17 protein-coding genes are annotated in these 20,611 nt (G+C 64.3%); 7 read left to right on the top strand and 10 right to left on the bottom strand.

Annotated features, from left to right (window positions below):
- Positions 1-56: 56 nt before the first annotated feature.
- The gene (locus TVC13_RS15875; protein ID WP_422402124.1) at positions 57-812 is read right to left on the bottom strand and encodes an IclR family transcriptional regulator; all 756 of its coding nucleotides are present in this window, start codon (positions 810-812) and stop codon (positions 57-59) included.
- A 121-nt stretch (positions 813-933) separates the two neighbouring features.
- Between TVC13_RS15875 and TVC13_RS15870 the strand changes: the two genes are divergently transcribed.
- From TVC13_RS15870 to allB, 5 genes are all read left to right on the top strand, one after another.
- The gene (locus TVC13_RS15870) at positions 934-2,352 is read left to right on the top strand and encodes an NAD(P)-dependent malic enzyme (protein ID WP_422402123.1); all 1,419 of its coding nucleotides are present in this window, start codon (positions 934-936) and stop codon (positions 2,350-2,352) included.
- Positions 2,349-3,650 carry a DUF6986 family protein gene (locus TVC13_RS15865; RefSeq protein ID WP_422402122.1) on the top strand — a complete coding sequence of 434 codons (1,302 nt, stop codon included), beginning with the start codon at positions 2,349-2,351 and terminating at the stop codon, positions 3,648-3,650. The genes TVC13_RS15870 and TVC13_RS15865 overlap by 4 nt, the downstream gene beginning before the upstream one ends.
- The gene (locus tag TVC13_RS15860) at positions 3,647-4,459 is read left to right on the top strand and encodes a bifunctional allantoicase/(S)-ureidoglycine aminohydrolase (RefSeq protein WP_422402121.1); all 813 of its coding nucleotides are present in this window, start codon (positions 3,647-3,649) and stop codon (positions 4,457-4,459) included. Before TVC13_RS15865 ends, TVC13_RS15860 begins: the two co-directional genes overlap by 4 nt.
- Positions 4,460-4,527: 68 nt before the next feature.
- Positions 4,528-5,313, top strand: coding sequence for a hydroxypyruvate isomerase family protein (locus tag TVC13_RS15855; protein WP_422402120.1), 786 nt, complete (start codon positions 4,528-4,530; stop codon positions 5,311-5,313).
- Positions 5,310-6,692 (top strand): allantoinase AllB, encoded by a 1,383-nt coding sequence (gene allB / locus TVC13_RS15850; RefSeq protein ID WP_422402119.1) that lies wholly within the window; start codon positions 5,310-5,312, stop codon positions 6,690-6,692. The genes TVC13_RS15855 and allB overlap by 4 nt, the downstream gene beginning before the upstream one ends.
- A gap of 55 nt (positions 6,693-6,747) precedes the next feature.
- On the opposite strand, the gene TVC13_RS15845 is transcribed toward allB, so the two are convergent.
- From TVC13_RS15845 to TVC13_RS15820, 6 genes are all read right to left on the bottom strand, one after another.
- A complete protein-coding gene (locus TVC13_RS15845; protein ID WP_422402118.1) occupies positions 6,748-7,512 on the bottom strand; it encodes an MgtC/SapB family protein in 765 nt (254 codons plus the stop codon).
- 17 nt (positions 7,513-7,529) lie between these two features.
- Positions 7,530-8,387 (bottom strand): HAD-IIA family hydrolase, encoded by an 858-nt coding sequence (locus TVC13_RS15840; protein WP_422402117.1) that lies wholly within the window; start codon positions 8,385-8,387, stop codon positions 7,530-7,532.
- Complete coding sequence (locus TVC13_RS15835; protein WP_422402116.1) at positions 8,384-9,292, bottom strand: carbohydrate ABC transporter permease; 909 nt, start codon at positions 9,290-9,292, stop codon at positions 8,384-8,386. Before TVC13_RS15835 ends, TVC13_RS15840 begins: the two co-directional genes overlap by 4 nt.
- A complete protein-coding gene (locus tag TVC13_RS15830; protein WP_422402115.1) occupies positions 9,289-10,212 on the bottom strand; it encodes a carbohydrate ABC transporter permease in 924 nt (307 codons plus the stop codon). Before TVC13_RS15830 ends, TVC13_RS15835 begins: the two co-directional genes overlap by 4 nt.
- A 3-nt stretch (positions 10,213-10,215) precedes the next feature.
- Positions 10,216-11,547: an ABC transporter substrate-binding protein gene (locus tag TVC13_RS15825; RefSeq protein WP_422402114.1), complete on the bottom strand. Its 1,332-nt coding sequence runs from the start codon at positions 11,545-11,547 to the stop codon at positions 10,216-10,218.
- A gap of 83 nt (positions 11,548-11,630) precedes the next feature.
- Positions 11,631-12,737: an ABC transporter ATP-binding protein gene (locus tag TVC13_RS15820; RefSeq protein WP_422402113.1), complete on the bottom strand. Its 1,107-nt coding sequence runs from the start codon at positions 12,735-12,737 to the stop codon at positions 11,631-11,633.
- Between the two features lie 182 nt (positions 12,738-12,919).
- Between TVC13_RS15820 and TVC13_RS15815 the strand changes: the two genes are divergently transcribed.
- A complete protein-coding gene (locus TVC13_RS15815) occupies positions 12,920-13,915 on the top strand; it encodes a LacI family DNA-binding transcriptional regulator (protein WP_422402112.1) in 996 nt (331 codons plus the stop codon).
- A 2-nt stretch (positions 13,916-13,917) separates the two neighbouring features.
- On the opposite strand, the gene TVC13_RS15810 is transcribed toward TVC13_RS15815, so the two are convergent.
- The gene (locus tag TVC13_RS15810; protein WP_422402111.1) at positions 13,918-15,567 is read right to left on the bottom strand and encodes a TIGR03767 family metallophosphoesterase; all 1,650 of its coding nucleotides are present in this window, start codon (positions 15,565-15,567) and stop codon (positions 13,918-13,920) included.
- Between the two features lie 279 nt (positions 15,568-15,846).
- On the opposite strand from TVC13_RS15810, the gene TVC13_RS15805 reads away from it, so the two are divergent.
- Positions 15,847-17,073, top strand: coding sequence for a glycerophosphodiester phosphodiesterase family protein (locus TVC13_RS15805; RefSeq protein WP_422402110.1), 1,227 nt, complete (start codon positions 15,847-15,849; stop codon positions 17,071-17,073).
- 59 nt (positions 17,074-17,132) lie between these two features.
- On the opposite strand, the gene TVC13_RS15800 is transcribed toward TVC13_RS15805, so the two are convergent.
- Positions 17,133-17,669, bottom strand: a complete 537-nt coding sequence (locus TVC13_RS15800) for a metallophosphoesterase family protein (RefSeq protein WP_422402109.1) — start codon at positions 17,667-17,669, stop codon at positions 17,133-17,135.
- Positions 17,670-17,926: 257 nt separating this feature from the next.
- Positions 17,927-19,837, bottom strand: coding sequence for a DUF222 domain-containing protein (locus tag TVC13_RS15795; protein WP_422402108.1), 1,911 nt, complete (start codon positions 19,835-19,837; stop codon positions 17,927-17,929).
- Between the last annotated feature and the right edge of the window lie 774 nt (positions 19,838-20,611).

Below are 20,611 nucleotides of genomic sequence, written 5' to 3'. Positions count from 1 at the left end.
GCCGGAAACCGTTCGTGGTTTCCGGCCCTCTCTGCGTTTGTTGCTTCTAATGAGGCCTACCCGTGCCGGGACAGGTCCTCAGCGATTTCCCTGGCTGCGGCCTGCAGCAGCGGTACGGCACGGCGGCCGAAGGTCTCATCCACCCGGGAGACCGGCCCGGAGACCGAAATCGCCGTCGGGCTGGGCGCGCCGGGAACGGCTGCCGCGAAGCAGCGAACCCCCAGCTCCTGTTCCTGTTCGTCAACGGAGAAGCCACGTTCGCGGATTGCACGAAGGTCCGCCAGCAGCTCATCGATCCCGGTGATGCTGGCCCCCGTAACCGCCGGGAGGCCGGCCCTTTCCGCTATCTGCCGCACCTTTTCATCGGGAAGCTGGGCCAGGATCGCCTTGCCGACGCCGGTGGCATGAGTGTGTGCCCGCCGTCCCACTTCCGTGAAAGTCCGCATGGAGTGCCGGGAAGGTGCCTGGGCGATGTAGAGCACCTGGTCCGAATCCAGGACCGCCATGTTGGCGGTCTCTCCCAGCTCGTCGACCAGGTTTTTGAGCACCGGCATGGCCAGGGCGCCCAGCTGGGCGGTGGCGCCTTCCCCCAACCGGATCAGGCGGGGTCCCAGTGAGTAGCGGCGGTTGGGCAGCTGCCGGGCATACCCTAGACCCACAAGGGTGCGCAGCAGCCGGTGGATCGTGGGCAGCGGCAGGTCTGCGGTGGCCGCGAGTTCGCTCAGGGTCGCCGAACCGCCGGCATCGGTTATCAGTTCAAGGAGCTCAAAGACCCGTTCGACGGACTGGACTCCGGGGGTTCGCTCAGCCATCGCGGCAGTCCTTCCGGTACGGTTCACCGAGGCGAACAATTCAGCACTGGGTCCATTGTTATTCCGTATCGCAAACAATATTATCCGTGATACGGAAGGCAAAGGAAGGGAGGAGATTCCTATGGCCGTTCCCGGCCCGGGCAACTCAATCGCCCTGCGGGTGAAATCGCCGTCGGACGTCGGTGCGGCCAGCGCCCTGGCGGCTGCCGTCGGAGCCGCCGGAGCCACCCTTACCGGCCTGGATGTGGTGGAATCCGCGCAGCGCTTCCTCCTGATCGACATCACCTGCAATACCGCTGACGCCGGGCACGCATCCCGGGTGGAACAGGCTTTGGAGGAGCTCGACGGCGTCAGCGTCCAAAGCGTCACGGACCGCACCTTTGCCATGCACCTGGGCGGGAAAATCGGCGTCGTCCCCACCGTCGCCCTGGATGACCGCGACGATCTCTCCCGGGCCTACACTCCCGGCGTCGCCCGCGTGTGCCTGGCCATTGCCGAAGACCCTGCCCAGGCCCGCCGCCTGACCAGCAAGGGGCACACCGTGGCTGTGGTGACGGACGGTTCAGCGGTGCTGGGCCTGGGTAACATCGGACCGGCGGCGGCGCTGCCCGTCATGGAGGGCAAGGCTGCCCTGTTCAAGCACTTCGGAGGCGTGGATGGCTGGCCGGTCTGCCTGGACACCCAGGACACCCAGGACACCGAGGAGATCATCCGGGTGGTCAAAGCGATCGCCCCGTCCTACGGGGGCATCAATCTGGAGGACATTGCAGCTCCCCGCTGCTTTGAGATCGAACGGCGGCTGCGTGCCGAGCTGCAGATTCCCGTTTTCCACGATGACCAGCACGGCACCGCCGTCATCACCCTAGCCGCACTGCAGAACGCCCTGCGTGTGGTGGGCAAGCCGCTGGCGTCCGTGCGGATCGTGATCGCCGGCGCAGGTGCTGCCGGTTCGGCCATCACCCGGCTGCTGCTGGCGGCCGGGGCTGCCCGGATTATTGTCTACGGGAAGGAAGGTGCGGTCAGCGCCGGCGAGGAACAGCCCGATCCGACCCGGGCCTGGCTCGCTGCCCACACCAACCCGGAGGAGTTCGCAGGCCCTCTTTCGGCGGCTCTGGCCGGCGCAGATGTCTTCATTGGTGTGAGCGCTCCCGGGATCCTGAACGAGGCAGACATCGCAGCTATGGCTCCGGACGCCGTCGTTTTTGCCCTCGCCAACCCGGAGCCGGAAGTGGATCCCGCGGCCGCCGCCCGGCACGCCGCCGTCGTGGCGACCGGGCGCAGCGACTTTCCGAACCAGATAAACAACGTCCTGGTCTTCCCCGGGTTCTTCCGCGGCCTGCTGGACTCCGGAGCCGCCGACTATTCCGAGGCCATGCTGCTGGCAGCTGCGCATGCCATCGCGGACCGGGTCACGCCGGCAGAGCTGTCCGCCGCCTACATAGTTCCCAGTGTTTTCGACCCGGGGGTGGCCCCGGCGGTCGCCGCAGCCGTGGCGGGCGCTGCGCCGGGAACCGCCTCAGCGGAAGGGACGGCCGGATGACTTCGAAAACCCAGTTCTCTGCGGGCACCAGGATCCCCTCCGCCCTGCGCCCGGAAGACTACGCGCGGATCGGTACGGATCTGCAGGCCAGTGACGAACTGCTGGCAGCACGGTACCCGGGGGACGATGCTGCTCGGCAGCCCGTGCACTCCGTGTACGTTCCCGGGAACAAGTTCACGCCGTCGCTTCCCGGCGAGTGGGGGCAGCGTGCCCTGGCTGCGGTCGAGGAACAGGGGGGCCTGGAGTGGCTGGCTTCCTCGTTGGAGTTCGCGGAACCGGGTGTCCTGGCCGAGCTGGCCGGCGCCAAGCTGGAATCCGAACCAATCGAGGACCTGCGGCTGGATTTTGAGGACGGCTACGGCACGCTGCCCGACAGTTCGGAGGACGCGCACGCTGCCGGCTGCGGTGCTGCCGTTGCGGAGGCCGTCGTGGCCGGCACTGCTCCCCCGTTTATCGGCATCCGGTTTAAATCCCTGGAGGCAGCCACCCGGCAACGGGGCCTGCGCACACTGGACCTTTTCCTGGGTTCCCTCATTGGGTCGCTGGCCGGCCGGCAGTTGCCCCAGGGACTTAGGCTCACCCTGCCGAAGGTCAGCACCGTGGCGCAGGTGGAGGCCATGGCTTACGTCTGCGGGCGATTGGAGGAAGCGTTCGGCCTGCGCCCCGGACGGCTGCGGTTCGAGGTGCAGGTGGAAACGCCGCAGGTGATCCTGGGCGCGGACGGCACTGCAGCCGTGGCCCGGCTGCTGCATGCTGCTCCCGGGAGAGTCAGCGGCCTGCACTACGGGACCTATGACTACAGCGCAGCTATTGGGATCGCACCGGAGTACCAGTCGCTGGAGCATCCGGCCGCAGACTATGCGAAGACCGTTATGCAGGCTGCCGCCGCCGGTACCGGTGTACGGCTGTCCGACGGTTCCACGAACATCCTGCCGGTGGGCGATGCAGACAACGTGCTGCGGGCATGGAAACTGCACGCCCGGCTGGTGGCCCGCTCCCTGGCGGCCGGCTTCTACCAGGGCTGGGACCTGCACCCGGCGCAGCTTCCCACCCGTTACCTCGCCACGTATGCGTTCTACCGCCGGGGTTTCCCCGCAGCAGCTGAACGACTGGGCAACTACGTGCACCGCAGGGAGAGCACCGTCCTGGATGAGCCGGCCACGGCCCGGGCCCTGGCCCGTTTTATCCAGCGGGCAGCCGCGTGCGGAGCGGTGACCGAGGCCGAGGTTTCCGCCGCCGGGGTGTCCCCGGAGGACTTGGACCGCCTTGCCCGTTCTCGAGAAGCGGAGCACGCATGAGCCGCTATTACGCCCCCGCAGCCGGGCTGCCGCCGCAGACCGATCTGCTCTCCGACCGGGCCGTGGTCACGGAGGCTTACACCGTGATTCCGCGCGGGGTCCTGCGGGACATCGTGGCCAGCGTCCTGCCTCAGTGGCAGGGCACCCGGGCCTGGATCCTGAACCGGCCCGTCGCCGGCGGCGCCACGACGTTCGCCCAGTACCTGATGGAAGTCGCTCCGGGCGGCGGATCCCGGGCCCCTGAACCGCAGCAGCACGTCGAGTCGTTTGTCTTTGTGCTCGACGGCGGTCCGCTCACCGTGACCATCGACGGCGAGCGCCACGAGCTGGGCCCCGGCGGCTTCGCCTACCTGCCGCCCGACCGGGTCTGGGAAGCCGCCAACGACGGCGGCGCTCCGGCACGGTTCCAGTGGATCCGTAAGGCGTACGAGCCGCTGCCCGGGCACATCCCGGCCGTCGTCGTCGGGCATGAGAGCGAGATTGAGCCTGTGGGCATGCCCGGAACGGACAACAAATGGCGCACCACCCGAATGCTGCCCGTAGATGACCTTGCGTACGACATGCACGTCAACGTGGTCACCTTTGAACCCGGAGCCTCCATTCCGTTCGCTGAAACGCATGTGATGGAGCACGGGCTCTACGTCCTGGAAGGCAAGGGGGTGTACCGGTTGAATGCAGACTGGGTGGAGGTGCAGGAGGGAGACTATCTGTCCCTGCGTGCCTTCTGTCCCCAGGCCTGTTACGCCGGCGGGCCCTCCAATTTCCGGTATCTGCTGTACAAGGACGTCAACCGGCAGGTTCTGCTGTGATCCCGAAGGACCCCATGCCCTCTCTGTTTTCCCTCCCCAGCCCAAAATTGACGGTCAACTGTTCGATTATGCTGACGGACCTTCCGCTGCTTCAGCGCCCGGCTGCCGCTGCGGAGGCAGGGTTCGACGCCGTGGAGTTCTGGTGGCCGTTCGACTCGCCGGTTCCCGGGGACCGGGAAGTTGATGCCTTCCTCCGGTCGATTTCCGAGGCGGGAGTACGGCTTACCGGGTTGAACTTTTATGCGGGCAACATGGCTGCCGGGGAGCGCGGCGTGCTGTCATCGCCTACGCGGAGTGCGGAGTTCCGTTCCAGCCTGGAGACCACTGCGGGCATCGCCCGGCTGACCGGCTGCCGGGGATTCAACGCACTGTACGGTCTGCCGGAAGACGGGACTGCTGCCTCGGCCCAGGCCGGCTGTGCTGTGGAGAATCTTGCGGCTGCAGCCGGCGCCGTCGCCGGCCTGGACGGGACAGTGCTTCTTGAGCCGCTGAGCGGTCTGCCCGCTTATCCCCTGCGCACCGCAGCGGACTGCTTCGGCGTCATTGAGCAGGTGCATGGGTCCGGACGGCAGAATATTGCGCTGCTGGCCGATTTCTACCATTTGGCCGTGAACGGGGAGGACGTCCCCGCCCTCATCGCCGGGCATGCGGCCGGGTTTGGGCATATTCAGCTCGCTGACGCTCCGGGCCGGGGTGCGCCGGGAACCGGCACGCTGCCCCTGGTGCAGTGGACGGAGGATGCCCTGGCCGCCGGGTACACCGGACTCGTCAGCCTGGAATACCAAAGTCCCAGTGCGGACGCGTTTGGGTGGCTGGAGCCGTACCGTGCTGCTGCCTCGGAGCGTCGTCCGTGACCGGTTACGACCTGGTCATTCGAGGAGAACGTATCCTTGCCGCTGCGGGGTCCGGAGCGTGGGAGGTGGGGGTCCGCGGCGGCGTCATTGCCGCCGTCGTGCCCTTCGGTACCGGACTGACCGGTGCCCGCAGTATCGACCTGGCTCCGGATGAGGTGCTGATCCCAGGGCTGGTGGACACCCATGTGCATGTGAACGAACCGGGCCGCACCGAGTGGGAAGGTTTTGCCACCGCCACCCGTGCTGCTGCCGCTGGCGGAGTCACGACTCTTATCGACATGCCCCTGAACTCTATTCCCGCAACGGTGTCTGTTGAGGCGCTGGAGGTGAAACGTGCTGCGGCTGCGGGTCAGGTGTTTGTGGATGTTGGGTTCTGGGGCGGTGCCGTCCCCGGAAACACTGCCGGCTTGCGGCCACTCCATAATGCCGGTGTCTTTGGATTCAAGTGTTTCCTGGTGCATTCGGGAGTGGACGAGTTCCCGCACCTGGAGCCGGAAGAGATGGAGAAGGACCTCACCGAGATCGCCTCCTTCGATTCGCTGCTCATCGTCCATGCCGAGGATCCGCAGGTCATCGCTGGGGCTCCGCAGTCCTCCGGCTCCCGCTACGACGGGTTCCTCGCTTCCCGGCCGCCGGCCGCGGAGAACAGGGCCGTTGCCCGGGTCATCGATGCGGCCCGCCGGTCCGGTGGACGGGCGCATATCCTGCACCTGTCCTCTGCCGAAGCCCTTCCGTTGATCGCCGCTGCCAAGCAGGAAGGAATCCAGGTCACGGCGGAGACGTGTCCGCACTACCTGACCCTGGTGGCCGAGGAGGTTCCGGACGGTGCCACGGCGTTCAAGTGCTGCCCGCCGATCCGGGATGCCGCCAACCGGGAGCAGCTGTGGCAGGGGCTCTCTGACGGGACGATCGATTTCATCGTTTCGGACCACTCCCCCAGCACACCGGGTCTGAAGGATTTGGAGCACGGGGACTTTTCAGTCGCCTGGGGCGGAGTGTCCTCCCTGCAGCTTGGCCTGCCTGTCATCTGGACCGAGGCGCGGCGCCGTGGGGTTCCGTTGGAACGGCTTGTGGAGTGGATGTCCCGCCGGCCTGCGGATCTGGCCGGATTGGAGCGCAAAGGCCGGCTTGCGGCTGGTGCCGATGCGGACTTTGTGGTCTTCGCCCCCGGGGATTCATTCGTTGTGGATCCTGTCCGGCTGCTGCACCGCAATCCGGTGACCCCTTATGCGGGGAAGGAACTGACCGGGGTTGTGCGGCGGACCTTCCTGCGCGGCGCTGAGGTACCGGGTGGTGAAGTTTCGGGTGGTGCGGTATCTGCGGGCAGAGCGGTGTCCGGCAGTGCGGCACCTGCGGGCAGGCTGCTGCGCAGGGGCTGAGGGACCCACCCCGGGGGAGGCGGCGGGGTGCCGAATCCTGCGACAACAGAGAGGTTCAGCGCCGGGACCGGAGTAAACGGCGCCTCGGTGCCGATGCCTCGTCGTCCTCGTCGTCGAACCCGTCCTCGTCTATCTCGCGGAGGCTAATGCGGCGCACGCCCGGCAGTTCGCTCAGTTGGCTCAGCAGATCACGCAGCGGCGGTTTGCCCCGGAACCGCATCTCCACGACGACTTGGGCTGCGGCGTCGCCATCGCCTCCGATCTGCCGTGTGTCCAGAATCGAGGAGTCGAATCCCATACCGGTTGCGGTGCCAAGAATGTCACGGAGCACTCCACGGCCGTCCTGGTAGCGGATCCGTACCGTCCGTTTCCCATCAGGAGTGGGAAGGAACCGGGTCAGCGGCGCCAGCACACCAACAGCAATGAAGTGCAGCAGTGTGGCAGCAACAGCAAGCGGAACCATTCCGGCCCCGCAGGCCATACCAATGGCTGCCGACATCCATACCGTCGCTGCAGTGGTCAGTCCCCGCACAACGTCGCGGTTCACAAAGATCACACCGGCACCCAGGAAACCGATTCCGGAAACTATTTGGGCTGCGATGCGCGAGGGATCCAGCATGACGTCTCCGCCGAGCACAGTGGAGAACCCGAAAGCGGATACCAGCGTGAAGATTGCGGATCCGGTGCCAACCAGGGCATGCGTCCTCAGTCCCGCGCTTTTCTGCCGAATCTGGCGTTCCAATCCGATCAGGCAGGACAGCCCAAAGGCACAGGAGGCAAGAATCAGTTCCGTCAGGAAGGTCTCTGAGAAGAATTCCATGCGGCTTCCTTTCCCGGTCAGGACGTGGACTGGTCCCAGGAGCCCAGCAGCCCGGGAAGTTCGCGGACCGACGGCAGCACCGCGCTGGCCGCCGAGGAGTCCGCCCCGTGTCCAGTGACGCCGCTCAGTACCAATACTGTCCGGACACCCGCGGCCTGCCCCATTTGAATGTCGGTTTCCAAACGGTCACCGACTACGAGTGCTTCCTCCGCGCCGACGCCTAGGCGCTCCAGCGCGGCCTCCGCCATGATCCGTGAGGGCTTCCCAAAGACGACGTCGACCCTGCGTCCCGATGTCGCCTCCAGCGCGGCGGTGATTCCGCCGCAGTCTGGAATGAGGCCGCCGTCTGACACGGGACAGGTGGTGTCCGGGTTTGTGGCAGCAAACAATGCTCCCCGCCGCAGGGCCTGAAAGGCTGTGTTCCACTTGGCATAGCTGAAAGTTCGGTCAAAAGCCGTGAGTACCACATCGGCCTGCTCCGAAGTGGTGACCTGGATTCCTGCGGCCTGCAGCTCCCTGATCAAGGATTCCTCCCCAATCACAAAGACGGAGTCGCTTGGATGGGTTTCCCTCAGCCACTCCACCGCTACGCCGCCGCTTGTAAGGACGTCAGCCTCAGCGGTTGGGATTCCCAGGCCGATCAGGCGGCGGGAATAGTCCAGCGATGTTGCCGTGGGGTTGTTGGAGGCGAAGACACACCGGATTCCGGCCGCCCTGAGCGCCGCGACGGTTTCCGTGGCACCGGGGATGGCTTCGGTGCCTCGGTAGATGGTTCCGTCCAAATCGAAAAGCACCGCGCGGACCGGGGAGCCGCCGCCTTCGCTTCCCGGTTCCGCCGGAACCGGGAAATCGAGTGCGGCAGCTCCGCTGGTCACCGGATGCCTGCCCGCATAAAACTCTGGACGAACTGCCGCTGGAAGATCAGAAAGGCAATCAGCAGTGGAGCCACGACCAGGATCGTCGCCGCGGAGAGGAGCGTCCAGTCGATGCCGGACTCAGTGCCGTTGTAAACCATGAGTCCCACGGTCAGCGGACGTGCCTCGACGCTGTTCGTGATGATCAGCGGCCACAGGAAATTGTTCCAGTGGGTACTAACCGAGACGAGGCCCCAGGCGACGAGTGTCGGTTTGGCCAGCGGCACGTAAACCTTCCAGAGCCTGCCCCAACGCGAGCAGCCTTCAATTTCCGCCGCTTCGTCCAGCTCGATTGGAATGCTCTTGAATGTCTGCCTCAGCAGGAAGATTCCGAAACCGCTGGCAATGTACGGCAGGCCAATGCCGGTGATGGTGTCCACCAGGCCCAGTTGAGCCATGGTGGAGTAGTTCTCCGAGATCAGGATGTCCGGGGTAATCATCAGCTGAACCAGCACCAGGGCGAAAGCTACGTTCTTGCCCCTGAACTCAAAGCGCGCAAAAGCGTAGGCTGCCAGCACCCCGAGCAGGATCTGCCCAGCGAGAATCCCGCACACCAGAAGGATGGTGTTCAGGTAGTACCTGTCGAATGGCGCCCCGTTCCAGACAGTGACGAAGTTTTCGAACGTGAGCGGTGCTGTCAGGTCAAAACTCGTGGCACTGTCGCGATTATGGACGGACGCCCACAGCGCGTAGACCAGCGGCAGCAGCCAGAGCACGCCCAGCAGCCAGGCACCGGCGGTTTCCAGCGTCCGGCTGAAGGAAAAAGGCGGACGACGCCGTCGCGGCGCCTGCGGGCGCACGGGCGCTGAGGGAGCAGGTGCGTCATTGCCGGTGGCTGGCGCAACCGGTGCGGTGGAGTGGCTCACTGGTAGTGCACCCGCTTTCCGAGGATGGTGAACTGCAGGACGGCGACAGCGCCAAGGATCAACACCAGCGCCACCGTGAGGGCACCTGCATAAGGCATGTCGAAGAAGCTGAATGCTGTGTCGTAGATGTAATAGAGCAGGAGATTGGAGGAGTTGTTGGGACCGCCTCCGGTCATGATGAACAGGTGGTCAATGATCTTGAAGGCATCCGTGACCGCTACGACGAAGACGAACAGTGTGGTCGGCATCAACAGTGGAAAGGTGACCCGGCGGAAGTGGTACCAGCGGGACGCGCCTTCCAGGCTCGAGGCCTCTTCCAGCTCCGGTGCCATGTTCTGCAGTCCTGCGAGGTAGAAGATCATAAAGAAGCCGGCCTGCTTCCAGATCATCACCACAACCAGCGACCACATCACGGTGTCAGGGTTACCCAGCCAGTTCTGTGCCGGCAGCCCGAAGAACTCGGCCAGTTTGGTCACGGGGCCAAGGCCCGGTGAGTAGAAGAACAGCCAAATACTCGCCACTGCCACCATTGGAAGGATGGTGGGCGTAAAGTACGAGAGCCGCACGAACCCCTTGCCCTTCAGCTTTCCGTTCACCCACACAGCCATCAGAATTGCCAGAGCCATGCTGGTCGGCACCACGCCGAGGGCGAAGAGCAGGTTGTTCTTCACTACCTGCCAGAAGACGGCGTCATTGATCAGCCGCTCATAATTGGCGAAGCTTGCGTCTCCCCGGCGGTCCTCGAAGCTGCGCATGACTGCCCGGATGATCGGATAGTGCGTGAATGCAATCAGCACAATAAACGCAGGGGCCAGCATTGCCCAGGCAAAAGCTTGGTCCCCCAGCGGCCTGCGGGCTCCGGACCGACGGCGGGGGGCGCCGTCGGCCTCTTTAGCGGCCTGTTCCAAAACCTGGGTCATTGGTTAGTCCCGGTAGGTTTCCAGCACGCCGTCGATCTGCTCCTGCAGTGCCTTCATTCCGGCTTCAGGTTCCTGCTGCCCGGTGAGCACGGAGGCGATGGCGTCGTTCACCATCTGCACGACCCTGCCATTCTCGTGCGTGGAGAGTTCGATGACGGCGTTGTCCAGCTGCTCGCGTGCCACCTCTGCCTGGGGGAACTCTGTGACGTACTCCTTCATCTCAGGCGTTTCCCAGGCTTCGGGTCCGGTAGCGACGTAACCGGTCTCGATGCTCCACTGCGCGGTGCGCTCGGGCTGTGTGAGGCAGTCAGCGATGGTCAGTGCAGCTTCCCGCTGTTCATCATCTGCCTGCTCAAAGACGTACAGGTTGCCGCCTCCGGTGGGCGAGCCGGGCTGCACGTTGGCGGGCAGCTGACTTACGCCAAAGTCAAACCCGGCGTTGGTCCGCACGTTGGTCAGGTTGCCGGTGGTGGTCCACATCATTGCGGTCCGGCCCTGCAGGAAGTCCTCGGGGGTGGAAGCCCATTCGGTGGTTCCCGAGGGCATCATGCCCTCATCCGCCAGTTGCTTCCAGTACTCCATGGCCTCGATGGCGGCGGGATCGTCGAACCGGGTCTGAGATCCGGATCCGTCAGTGATTTCCGTTCCGGCCTGTACCGCGAGTGCCTGGAACATCCAGTAGCCGAACTGGGTGGAGGGGATCTCGATTCCATACTCGGCGGCACCGGAATCCTTGATGGTCTTCGCCGCGGCAGACAGTTCTTCCCAGGTGGCGGGGGGAGCCTCAGGGTCCAGACCTGCCTCCGCGAACAGTTCCTTGTTGTGGTACTGGACTATCGTGGAGCGCTGGAACGGAATGCTCCACAGTGTTCCTTCAGCATCCTTGCCACTCTTAAGGAAGGGCTCGTAGAACCTGTCCTCTGCCCAGCCGAGGTCGTCGGAAATATCATTCAGCGGAACAATGAGGTTCTGGTCCTGAAGCGTGAAGAGTTCCGTGGTGAGCAGGACAGCCAGATCCGGGCCGTCACCAGAGCGCGCCGCGGTCTGCGCTTTTGTCATGGTGTCCGCATAGCTGCCGGCGTAGACGGCTTCGACGGCGATACCCGGGTTCTCGTCTTCGCATTCTCCGATGAGCCCGTCAACAACTGAGGTGAGCGGTCCACCGACCGCAACCGGATAGTACATGGTGATTGCTACGTCGCCGTCGGCGTTGGTACTGCTGCCGCCCCCGCCGCAGGCAGTGAGCAGCAATGCCCCTGCCGCCAGGACCGAGAGCGCCTTCGCAGAGGGCCGGATGGTGCGTGCGGGCGGTGAGAACGCGTTGCGGTGGGACATAATCGGGCCTCTCTGCGCGATCAGGTGAAAAGGTGAGTGATGAATGCCGGCAGTACCGGCTAGTGCGGAGCGTGGGGCAAGAATCAGGCGGAGGCTGGCTCCGGAACAGCAGCCATCCGTTTGCGTGAGGCCGCATCGAAGAAGCGGAGGCCCTCTGGAACGGTGTTGAGAAGCACCGGATCTCCCTCTGCTGCGCGGACAATACCTGGCAGTCTTGCAACCACGCTGTGCCCTGTTGCTACATCCACCGTGAGCAGGGTTTCAGCGCCGAGCATTTCCGTGGCCTTAACCGTTCCCGGAAGAGTCGCGGCGCCCGATTCGTGGGTGATGGACAGGTTCTCCGGGCGGATACCCAGCAGCATTTCCTGGCCGGAACCTGCCGGAAGGGCAGTCTTCCAGGCGATTCCACCGGGCAGCAGAATCTGATCTCCTGCCGCACGGGTTACCGGCAACAGGTTCATGGGCGGAGAACCGATGAACGCCGCGACATCTGCATCAACGGGGTTCACGTACAGCTCCTCCGGTGAAGCAGCCTGGGCGACATGGCCGTCCCGCATTGTCACCACGTGGTCTGCCATGGTCATGGCTTCCACCTGGTCATGCGTCACGTACAGCACCGTCAGGCCAAGCTCCCTCTGCAGGCTGCGGAGTTCGATCCGCATCTGCTGGCGCAACTTTGCGTCGAGGTTTGAGAGCGGTTCGTCCATGAGTACAACCTTGGCGTCGCTTACCAGAGCTCGGGCCAGCGCTGCCCGCTGGCGCTGGCCGCCGGAGAGCTGGCTGGGGCGGCGGTCCAGATAAGGAACAAGGCCAACCTTCTCGGCGGCCTCTGTGGCCCGCTTTTCCCGCTCGGCCTTGGGGACCTTGCGCACCCGAAGCCCGAAAACGATGTTCTCCAGAACGGACAGGTGGGGGTACAGCGCATAGTTTTGGAAGACCATGGCAATGTGCCGCTTGGCAGCCGGCACGTCATTGACCTTCCGGCCGTCGATCAGTACCTCACCCGCGGTGGCCTGCTCAAGACCGGCAATAATGCGCAGTGAAGTCGACTTTCCGCAGCCGGAGGGGCCGAGCAGGACCACGAACTGTCCAGACGGGGCGACGATGTCTACTCCGTGCAGTACGCGGGTAGTGCCGCCTTTTCCGTCCGTGAATGTCTTCTCCACGCCGCGGAGCTCAACATCGGACATTTCTCCCCCACTCCGTTGTAGACATGATTTAGCTCACATTTGATAATTGGGGACAGCTAACTAAATCGTTTAAGCTTTGTCAACAGTTAGTCCTAGACTGTGGACGGCTGGAGATCCCGGCCAGTCCAGCGGTGCCGTGAATCCACGCCCCGTTCACCAGTAGAGGCAGCGAGGGGATTCGCATGATAGGCCGTCCTAGCATTCGTGATGTGGCCCGGGAAGCCGGAGTGTCCGCCACGCTTGCCAGCTTCGCGCTCAATGACCGCGAAGGCGTCTCTGCCGCCACGAGAAAGCGCATCCTCGCTGCGGCGGACCGCCTGGGCTACCGCGCCGACCCTTTTGCCCGAGCCTTGCGAACCGGGACAGCAAACGCCTACGGCCTAATGATCCGCAACATGGCGAACCCCTTTTTCCTGGACGTCCTCCGAGGCGCCCAGGATGCGGCAACCGAACAGGGCGCAACCATTCTGGCGGTGGACTCCGAGTACTCCACTGAACGCGAACGCGAACACGTCGACCTGCTCCTTGGCCAGCGCGTGAGAGGCCTTGCCATCGCCCCGGTGGGGCCGGGCGGCGCCGTCAGCCAGTGGCTCAGCGGCGCTCCCGGCCGTGCCACAGTTGTCATCAACGCAGTACGCCCGCCTGACCTTCCGGTTACATGCGTCTCCCCGGACAACAAGTCAGCGGTCACGCTGGCAGTAGATCATCTGGCCGGTCTGGGACACCGGAGGATCAGCTTTCTCACGGCGCCCGCGGGTCTGATGGCGGACAATGACCGGCTGGTGGCTTTCGAGCAGCGGTGCTCCGAGCTCGGTATTGAACCGGACCCCATCTACACACGGCTCAGCCTCGAACACGTTCAGGCCGCAGTCTCCGAGCGGTTGGCCAGAGCTTCACGGCCCACCGCTGTGGTTACCAACTCGGATTTCACAGCCCATGCGGTGTACCGCGCCGCACGCCAAGCCGGCGTGGCCGTCGGCTCCGATCTTTCCGTCGTGGGTCACGATGACCTGCCCACCTCAGAGCTGCTGGCCCCCGGACTGACAACCATCAGGCTTGACCGGCAGGCTATTGGACGCGCCATTTTTGCCAGGCTCGCCGACACGGAACTGCTGAGCGACCATGTGGAGCCGGTGGAACTCGTCTCGCGCAGTTCCACCGGCCCAGCTCCGCGCTAGTCTCAGCTCCGGTTCTTCCTGGGGTCCGGCAACAGCAGTTCAACGTTCCGGTCCCCGGGTTCCCCGTGAGCGTTGAATCCACCCACGCCCATGGGATCGTTCGCGGCGAGTTCACGGTGCCAGCCTGCCAGTTCCAGAGGTCCCGAAGTCCCTCCAGGAGCAATAGGGCCTTCATGGTCCAGTGCTGTTGAAAAGATGGACAAAGTGCCGTCTGCGTTATCCACCACTTCCAGCAGCCGCGCCTGGCAGGGCCAGTCCATGACCGAGGAGGTACTGATCTCCCAGAACCCTCCACTGCTAGATGCCAAAGGACGAACGTAGTTGCGGTGGATATGCCCGCTCACCCAGGCGATGACGTTCGGGTACCGGTGCAGCACGGCGGCCACTTCTTCACCAAGGACACGATCCCCGGAGTCCAAATAGCCGGCGGGCACCTCACGGTCATTCGTCATGCTGGTCCGCGGATGGTGAGAGGTGATGATGACAAGCCGTTCGTCCCCACCGCCGGGAACCTCCCGGCCTGAAGCATCTGCATGGCGCACATGCACCTCTGCGAGGCGCTCCTCCAGCCAGGCAAGCTGCCTGCGGTCGATACTGCCTTCGAAGATTCCAGCCGGGTTCGTTGTGTCCAGCACTATGACCCGGATGCCCGGCAGCCCGTCGTAGACATAGTAGGCCGTCCCGTCCAGGCGGTTGCGCTCGCCCAGTCCGTGTCCGGCTGGACGGGCGGCGGGCTGGAAGTGCGCTTCAACGAACTCTTCCCTGGTGACCGGCCGGCGCGCTTGATCCGGTGTTATCTGGTGTGCGGGACCGGAAAAGGTTTCCAGGGGGTGCTCCGTGAAGTCTGCAACCGGTCCGGGAGGAAGTGCATGCACCTTACGGTGCCCGGTCATAACGGCGCCGAGTTCCGGTGTGAGTGGCGCCCTCCCCTGGACCAGGCCGTCGTGGTTTCCGTAGCAGGTAAGCCACGGAATGTTGAGGCCTGCGGCGACGAACGGTTCCAGACCCGCCTTGAGCAGACCCGGAACATGGGGAAATCCGTGTTCCCGTCCCCAGCGGTTGTCCGGATCCTCCGGTGCCCACGCCCAGGGGAAACGCCCGTCCTGGACACCCTCAAACGCCGAACCGCCCGAATCCATGCACACTTCGCCGCCCTCGAGCAGGCTCAGGAAGGACCTGACCTCATTGAGCTGCATGTTATCCACGTTGTCACCGGTTGTAATGGCCAGTTGGAGAGCAGCGCCGGTCTGCGGACTGGTAGCCACGCGGTTGAGCGCCCGGGCCAAAGCATCAGTGGCATGCGCGGCCAGCAGCTCCTGCGGTCGCATCATCGGCAGGAGCAGCATGGTGTCGGGGCGGCGCCCAAGCTCGTGCATGGCTTCCAGCCTTGCCGGTGACTGGACGTCAGTGAGCTGTATGTCCGTCAGGTGCGCCAGGTACGCGATGCTGCGGCGCTGCTCCCCCAGGCTTTGTCCATTCTGATGACCCGCCTTCCCACGGGGATGCCCTTCCGGTGCCAGCTCAGTCCGCGTCCCGTGCGCTTCTCCGGGGCCGGGTTCGAGTGAGTAGTACGGCTGCTCGGATCCCCGGCGCACCGGAACGCCCCTGCGGATGGTCTGCTGCACGGTCGTCTTGGCCGCAGGTTCATGCACGATAGTGGTCTCCTTCTGTGTGGGGCCGACCAGCCCCGTTGCCGGTCAGCCGCCCTGCCGCAGTTAGTACAGGCAAGCTCTGGCGAGCGTACCTAAAACGTTTAAGGCAGGCAATGGCCAAGCCGTGCCGCTCTATTGACCGTGCAACTAAAACGTTTCAGACTGTGGCCTGTCAGACCCTCGGGCGACAGGAATTCCACGGCAGGACTTCGCAATCTGTCCCAGCCCTGGAACCGATGACGCTCGATTGTTCGCCAACAACCGGACTAAGGATCTCCCATGGGAAAACTCCACATACGCGCCTCAGCAGCCTTCGGCATCTCGCTCGTCGCTGCCCTGGGCCTAAGCACAGCAGTTCCAGCCGCCGGCGCCGAGCGGGCCGGCCCTCCCGGCAGCACAAATTACCCGAGCATCGTGGGGCACCGAGGGAGCGCCGGACTCTCCCCGGAAAACACCGTTGCAGGCTTTGAGCAGGCGCGTGACCTTGGCGCAGACCTGTTTGAAGTCGATGTACAGCTAAGCAGTGACGGGGAAATCTTCCTCTTCCACGATGCCACGGGCGCCAGAACCACCAACGTGGCGGAGGTGTTTCCCGAACGGGCTGGCGATCCCATCACGTCTTTCACCAGCGCGGAACTGAGCCTTCTAGATGCCGGTTCCTACTTCGGTCCGTCTTTCGCCGGTGAACCGATTCCGGACCTGCGCGACGCTGCGCTGGTCACCACTCCCAAAACCGGAATCAATATCGAAATTAAGTCTCCCGAGAACTCTCCTGGCGTCGAAGCCAAGCTTGCCGAGGCTCTGGGCGAAAAACGTTACTGGCAACGGCTGATCGCCAGGGACCAGCTGGTAGTCAGCTCCTTCGATGAAGCCTCGCTCCGCGCCTTCCACGACCTGATGCCGCACATTCCGGTGCTGCTGATCAGTTCGGTACCCGACGATGCAGCGCTGGCGTCCCTTTCCCAGTGGGCAGACGGGCTGGTCACCAACTACCGGCTTCTGGATCCGGCCGACGTCGCCCGTGTCCAGGCCACTGGCCTTACCCTCGATGTCTACACAGTCAACAGCGTGGAGGCTATGACTGAGATGACTGTGCTGGGCGTTGATTCCATCATCACCGACTTCCCGGGCGTGTTATCGGCGCTCCAGCGGGGCGTTGATCCGTTGCCTGAAAACAACGGGATCGAAGTCTCCACTGTCGTTGCAGATCCGCCCGGAAATGATGTGCAGCCGGAGAACGGTGAGTACGTCCTTCTGACTAATACCGGCAGCGCACCTGTGGACGTCAGCGGATATGTGCTTCAGGACGCCGTCATCAACCGTCTTGTTGTTGGCTCAGGCTACGTGCTGAGTCCCGGTGGGCAACTCCGTGTCTACACCGGTCCGGGCACCAACACTGCCGACCGGTTCTACAACAACCGGACAACTGCCGTTCTTAACAACAACGGGGACAGCATTGCCGTCTTTTCCCCCGAAGGCAGGTTCGTAGATCTCTACGCGTACTAAGACCCCTTTACGGCAACAGCGCGGGGCGTCCGGCATATGGTTCCTTGCCGGGCGCTCCGTCAGACTTCCGGTCCCTGAGCCACAGGGGCCCTACCCCGCAGCGGAAGCCGGCGCAGCTCGACGTCGAGCGTTCCATCATCGATTTCGACAACCATGTACGTGCAGAACGGCTGGCGGCGACGGTCTGTCGGTGATCCCGGGTTCAGCAGCCGCAGCCCGTTGGGTGCGGTGGTGTCCCAGGGGATGTGGCTGTGTCCGAAGATCAGCAGGTCCGTGTCCGGAAAGGCATCCTGCATGCGCGTTTCACGGCCTTTTGCCGTACCTGTTTCATGCACGACGGAGATTCGCACGCCCTCGACGACGGTGCGGGCAATTTCCGGTAGTCGGGACCTGAGTTCCGGTCCGTCGTTGTTGCCCCAGCAGCCCAGGATCTTCCGTGAGCGTTCCTGCAGCTCATCCAACAGCTCTTCGGTGACCCAGTCTCCGGCGTGTACCACCAGGTCTGCGGTTTCCACTTCGTCCCACACCTGCTGCGGCAGTGCCTTGGCCCGCTTCGGCAGATGCGTGTCCGCGATCAGCAGCACTCTGGTTGTCATGCCTGTTCCCTTCCCGGAGTTGTCGCCTTCCCGCAGTGCCCTGCGGCAGGACAGCTTCTGGCACTAGAGGACCTAGGTTATCGAAGTGCTGGGCGCCGCTGTCTGGGTCAGGTCCGGGAAACTGGGGGCAGCTGAGACCCATGCCGATAACGACAGCCGTTTCAGCTGACGGTGCCCGCGGACCAAGGCAGTTCGTGCCGCTGCCTGCATGGCGCCGGGGACCTGCTGATCGTGCTTCAGCCCGCTCGGCCGGTCAGCTAGAACGGTGGCGGATCGGCTTCGGGCTGCTTTGGCTGCGTGCTGGAAGAGCTTGGTCTTACATGATCCAGCACTGGCTCTGTGGTGTAAGAGCGCCCCGTCGGTGACTCCCATTCGATGGTTCCGGCCTCGGGTTGGCGGGCTTTCCAATGGCCGAGGGTTTTGAAGCGGTGGTGTTTGGGGCAGAGGTGTTCCAGATTCGTATGGTCTGTAGGTCCGCCGTGGGAGAAGGGCGTGGTGTGGTCAATCTCAGCATGAGTGACGCTGACTGAGCAGCCGGGGAACCGGCAGGTTCCGTCCCGGGCTTGGAGCCAGCGTTTGAGTCCTGCGGGGATGCGGCGTGTTCGTCCGACATTGAGGATTTCACCGGTTGCCGGGTTTTGGAGCAGGGGTGTCCAGTGCAGGGCGTCGAGGATCATGGTCCGTGCGGTGTCTGCGCTGATTGGTCCGTAGCCGTTGAGTTCAGCGGGGTTCTCGTTGAGTCCGGCCAGGGTGTCTGCGTTGATGAGGACCATGACTTCGGTGCGGACTTTGGTCCGGTTCCGGTTCCGGTGCCGTTCGGCCCGGCGTGGCCGTTTAGGTTCCGGGTCCGTGCGAGGGGTGGAGACCAGCGGTCCACTGGAATCGGGAACGGGACCGGTCTCAGTCTCAGTCTCGGTCCCGGCCCCGGTCGCAGTCTCGCTTCCGACCTCGGTAGGAGTGTCTAGGGGCTTCACCTGTGCAGTGCCGCCAGCGGTACCAATACCAACACCAGTGCCGGTGCCTGTGTCAGAGAAAGCGGCAGTGCCGGGGCCGGGGCCGGGGAAAGTGGCAGTGCCGGGGTAAGCGGTTCCGCGGCAGTCGCGGCCATCGCTGGTGGGAGTGCCGGTGCCAGGCTCGTCCTGGCTGCTCGCTGCAGTACCGGGAGCAGAATCAGGGCAGGTGGTTGTGGGTGTTGGTTCGCCTTCGAGGAGCAGTTCGGTGAGGGTGTCGGCGCGGAGCTGGTCCATGGTTCGCGGGTCGCCGGCTCGTTTGCCGGCTTTGGCGGCACTGGTGAGGGCGGCGAACATGGCCTGGCCCTTCTCCGCTGCGATGATCGCGCTGAGGCAGGACATCCCGTCGGGCAGGGGCTGGAACATCACCCGGCGTTTGTCCTTCGCCTCACGGTGCCGGACCGGAATCAGATCCGGGAACCGGGACTCCCGGAGCCTGCGTGCCCGACGGCCGAACCCGGCAGCCGTCCTGCCTTCAGCCTCGGTGAGCAGGTCGCGTTCGAACGCGCCACGCACAGTCAGTGCGTCGGCGTTTGCAAGGGCAGCTTCGGTTCCGGTCCCGTCTCCCGACGCTGTTCCATTGGAGGCTGATCCCGAAGCCCTGTCCCCACTTTCCTCGTCAGCCCCGTCCCCATTTTCCTCGTCAGCCCCGTCGCCGGGTCCCATGTCTCCGGTTCCCATATTGAGTCCGAGGTCCAGCTGGCCCGCATCTGACTGGTTGCCACCGGCATCTACCCCCGCCCGGTCGTCGGCGGCACCTGGCCCGGAATCACCTTCCGGGACCCCCAAGACGTCGGCGGGGAGGTTGTGGGTTTCTTCGAGGATGATCCGGGCGTGCTGGAGTGCGATCTTTCCCTCTGCCAGACGGGTCAGAGTCTCCGGGGCGTCGGCGCAGAGGCGGGAGGATTCACTGATGAGTTGCATCGCGGTCATATGCGGGATGTTCAGGACAGCGGATGCTTCCGCTGCCGCAAGGCTCATGGCCAGTGCTGGTTCTTCCCTTCCTGAGGCATCGGCGATGTCCCGGGCGAAGAGAACCTCCAACCGGGCGGCAACCCGTGCCTGCTGAGCCTGGGCCCAGGAGACCAGCATCCCCAGACGCTGGAGTGCGGACACGGTTTCGTCATAGCCCAGACGTTCGGCTCCACGGAACGACAACCGGCCAGCAAATCCCTCGGGAAGCACTTCCACCGGGGTGCCATCGGCCAAGGCCGGATCGGCACAGAACACTGCACCGGAAGGAGCAACAAACCTGGGATGCGAGCCAGACGAGTCAGCAGGTCCCGGCCCGCGCGAAAACCCGGAATGCGGGCCAGACGGGTTCCCGGAATGCGGGCCAGACGGGTTCCCGGATTGCGGGCCAGACGGGTTACCGGGATGAGGCCCAGGCGAGGCGCCGGAATCCCGGCAGGCAAAGGATTCGACATCCCGTTCTACACCCGGCTCCATGTTCGGTTCGGCACCCGGCGCACCGCTCCGTTCCCGGTCAGATGACCGGGAGAACGCGGTGTCCGAGGAGCGGTTCATACCCCAACTCTTTCAGCTGCCACTGACATTCCGAGGCCAAAATCGGCCCTTTTCAGGACACCAATTACGGGACATCCACCCGGATTTCACCGTCCGAAACGAACGGTTTACCGGTACGGAGCTCGCTCAAGGAATCGACCAGGTTACTCATGGCGGCCGAGGTTCAGGCTCGGCCTGGTCAGCAGACCAAGTCAGCCCGGGATTTCCCGTATCTTGGCCGCCCGGACCGGTTTCCAGCGCGGTCAAAAATGGGCCATCCATAAAGCAGCCACACGCCCACCCGCTCGATGCTGCACAGCACTCGGTTCTTGTCGGTGCACAAACGCTTCCGGCTCGTGTAAACGCGCTCCCCCAGCGCCGCGCCCCGCGCCGCCCCCTGGCGCGTATACACCACTCCGAGCCCCC

The sequence above is a fragment of the Arthrobacter sp. 3Tela_A genome (genome assembly GCF_049311025.1).
In the GTDB taxonomy this organism is placed as follows: Bacteria; Actinomycetota; Actinomycetes; order Actinomycetales; family Micrococcaceae; genus Arthrobacter_B.
This window is presented reverse-complemented; position numbering and strand designations above follow the sequence as displayed.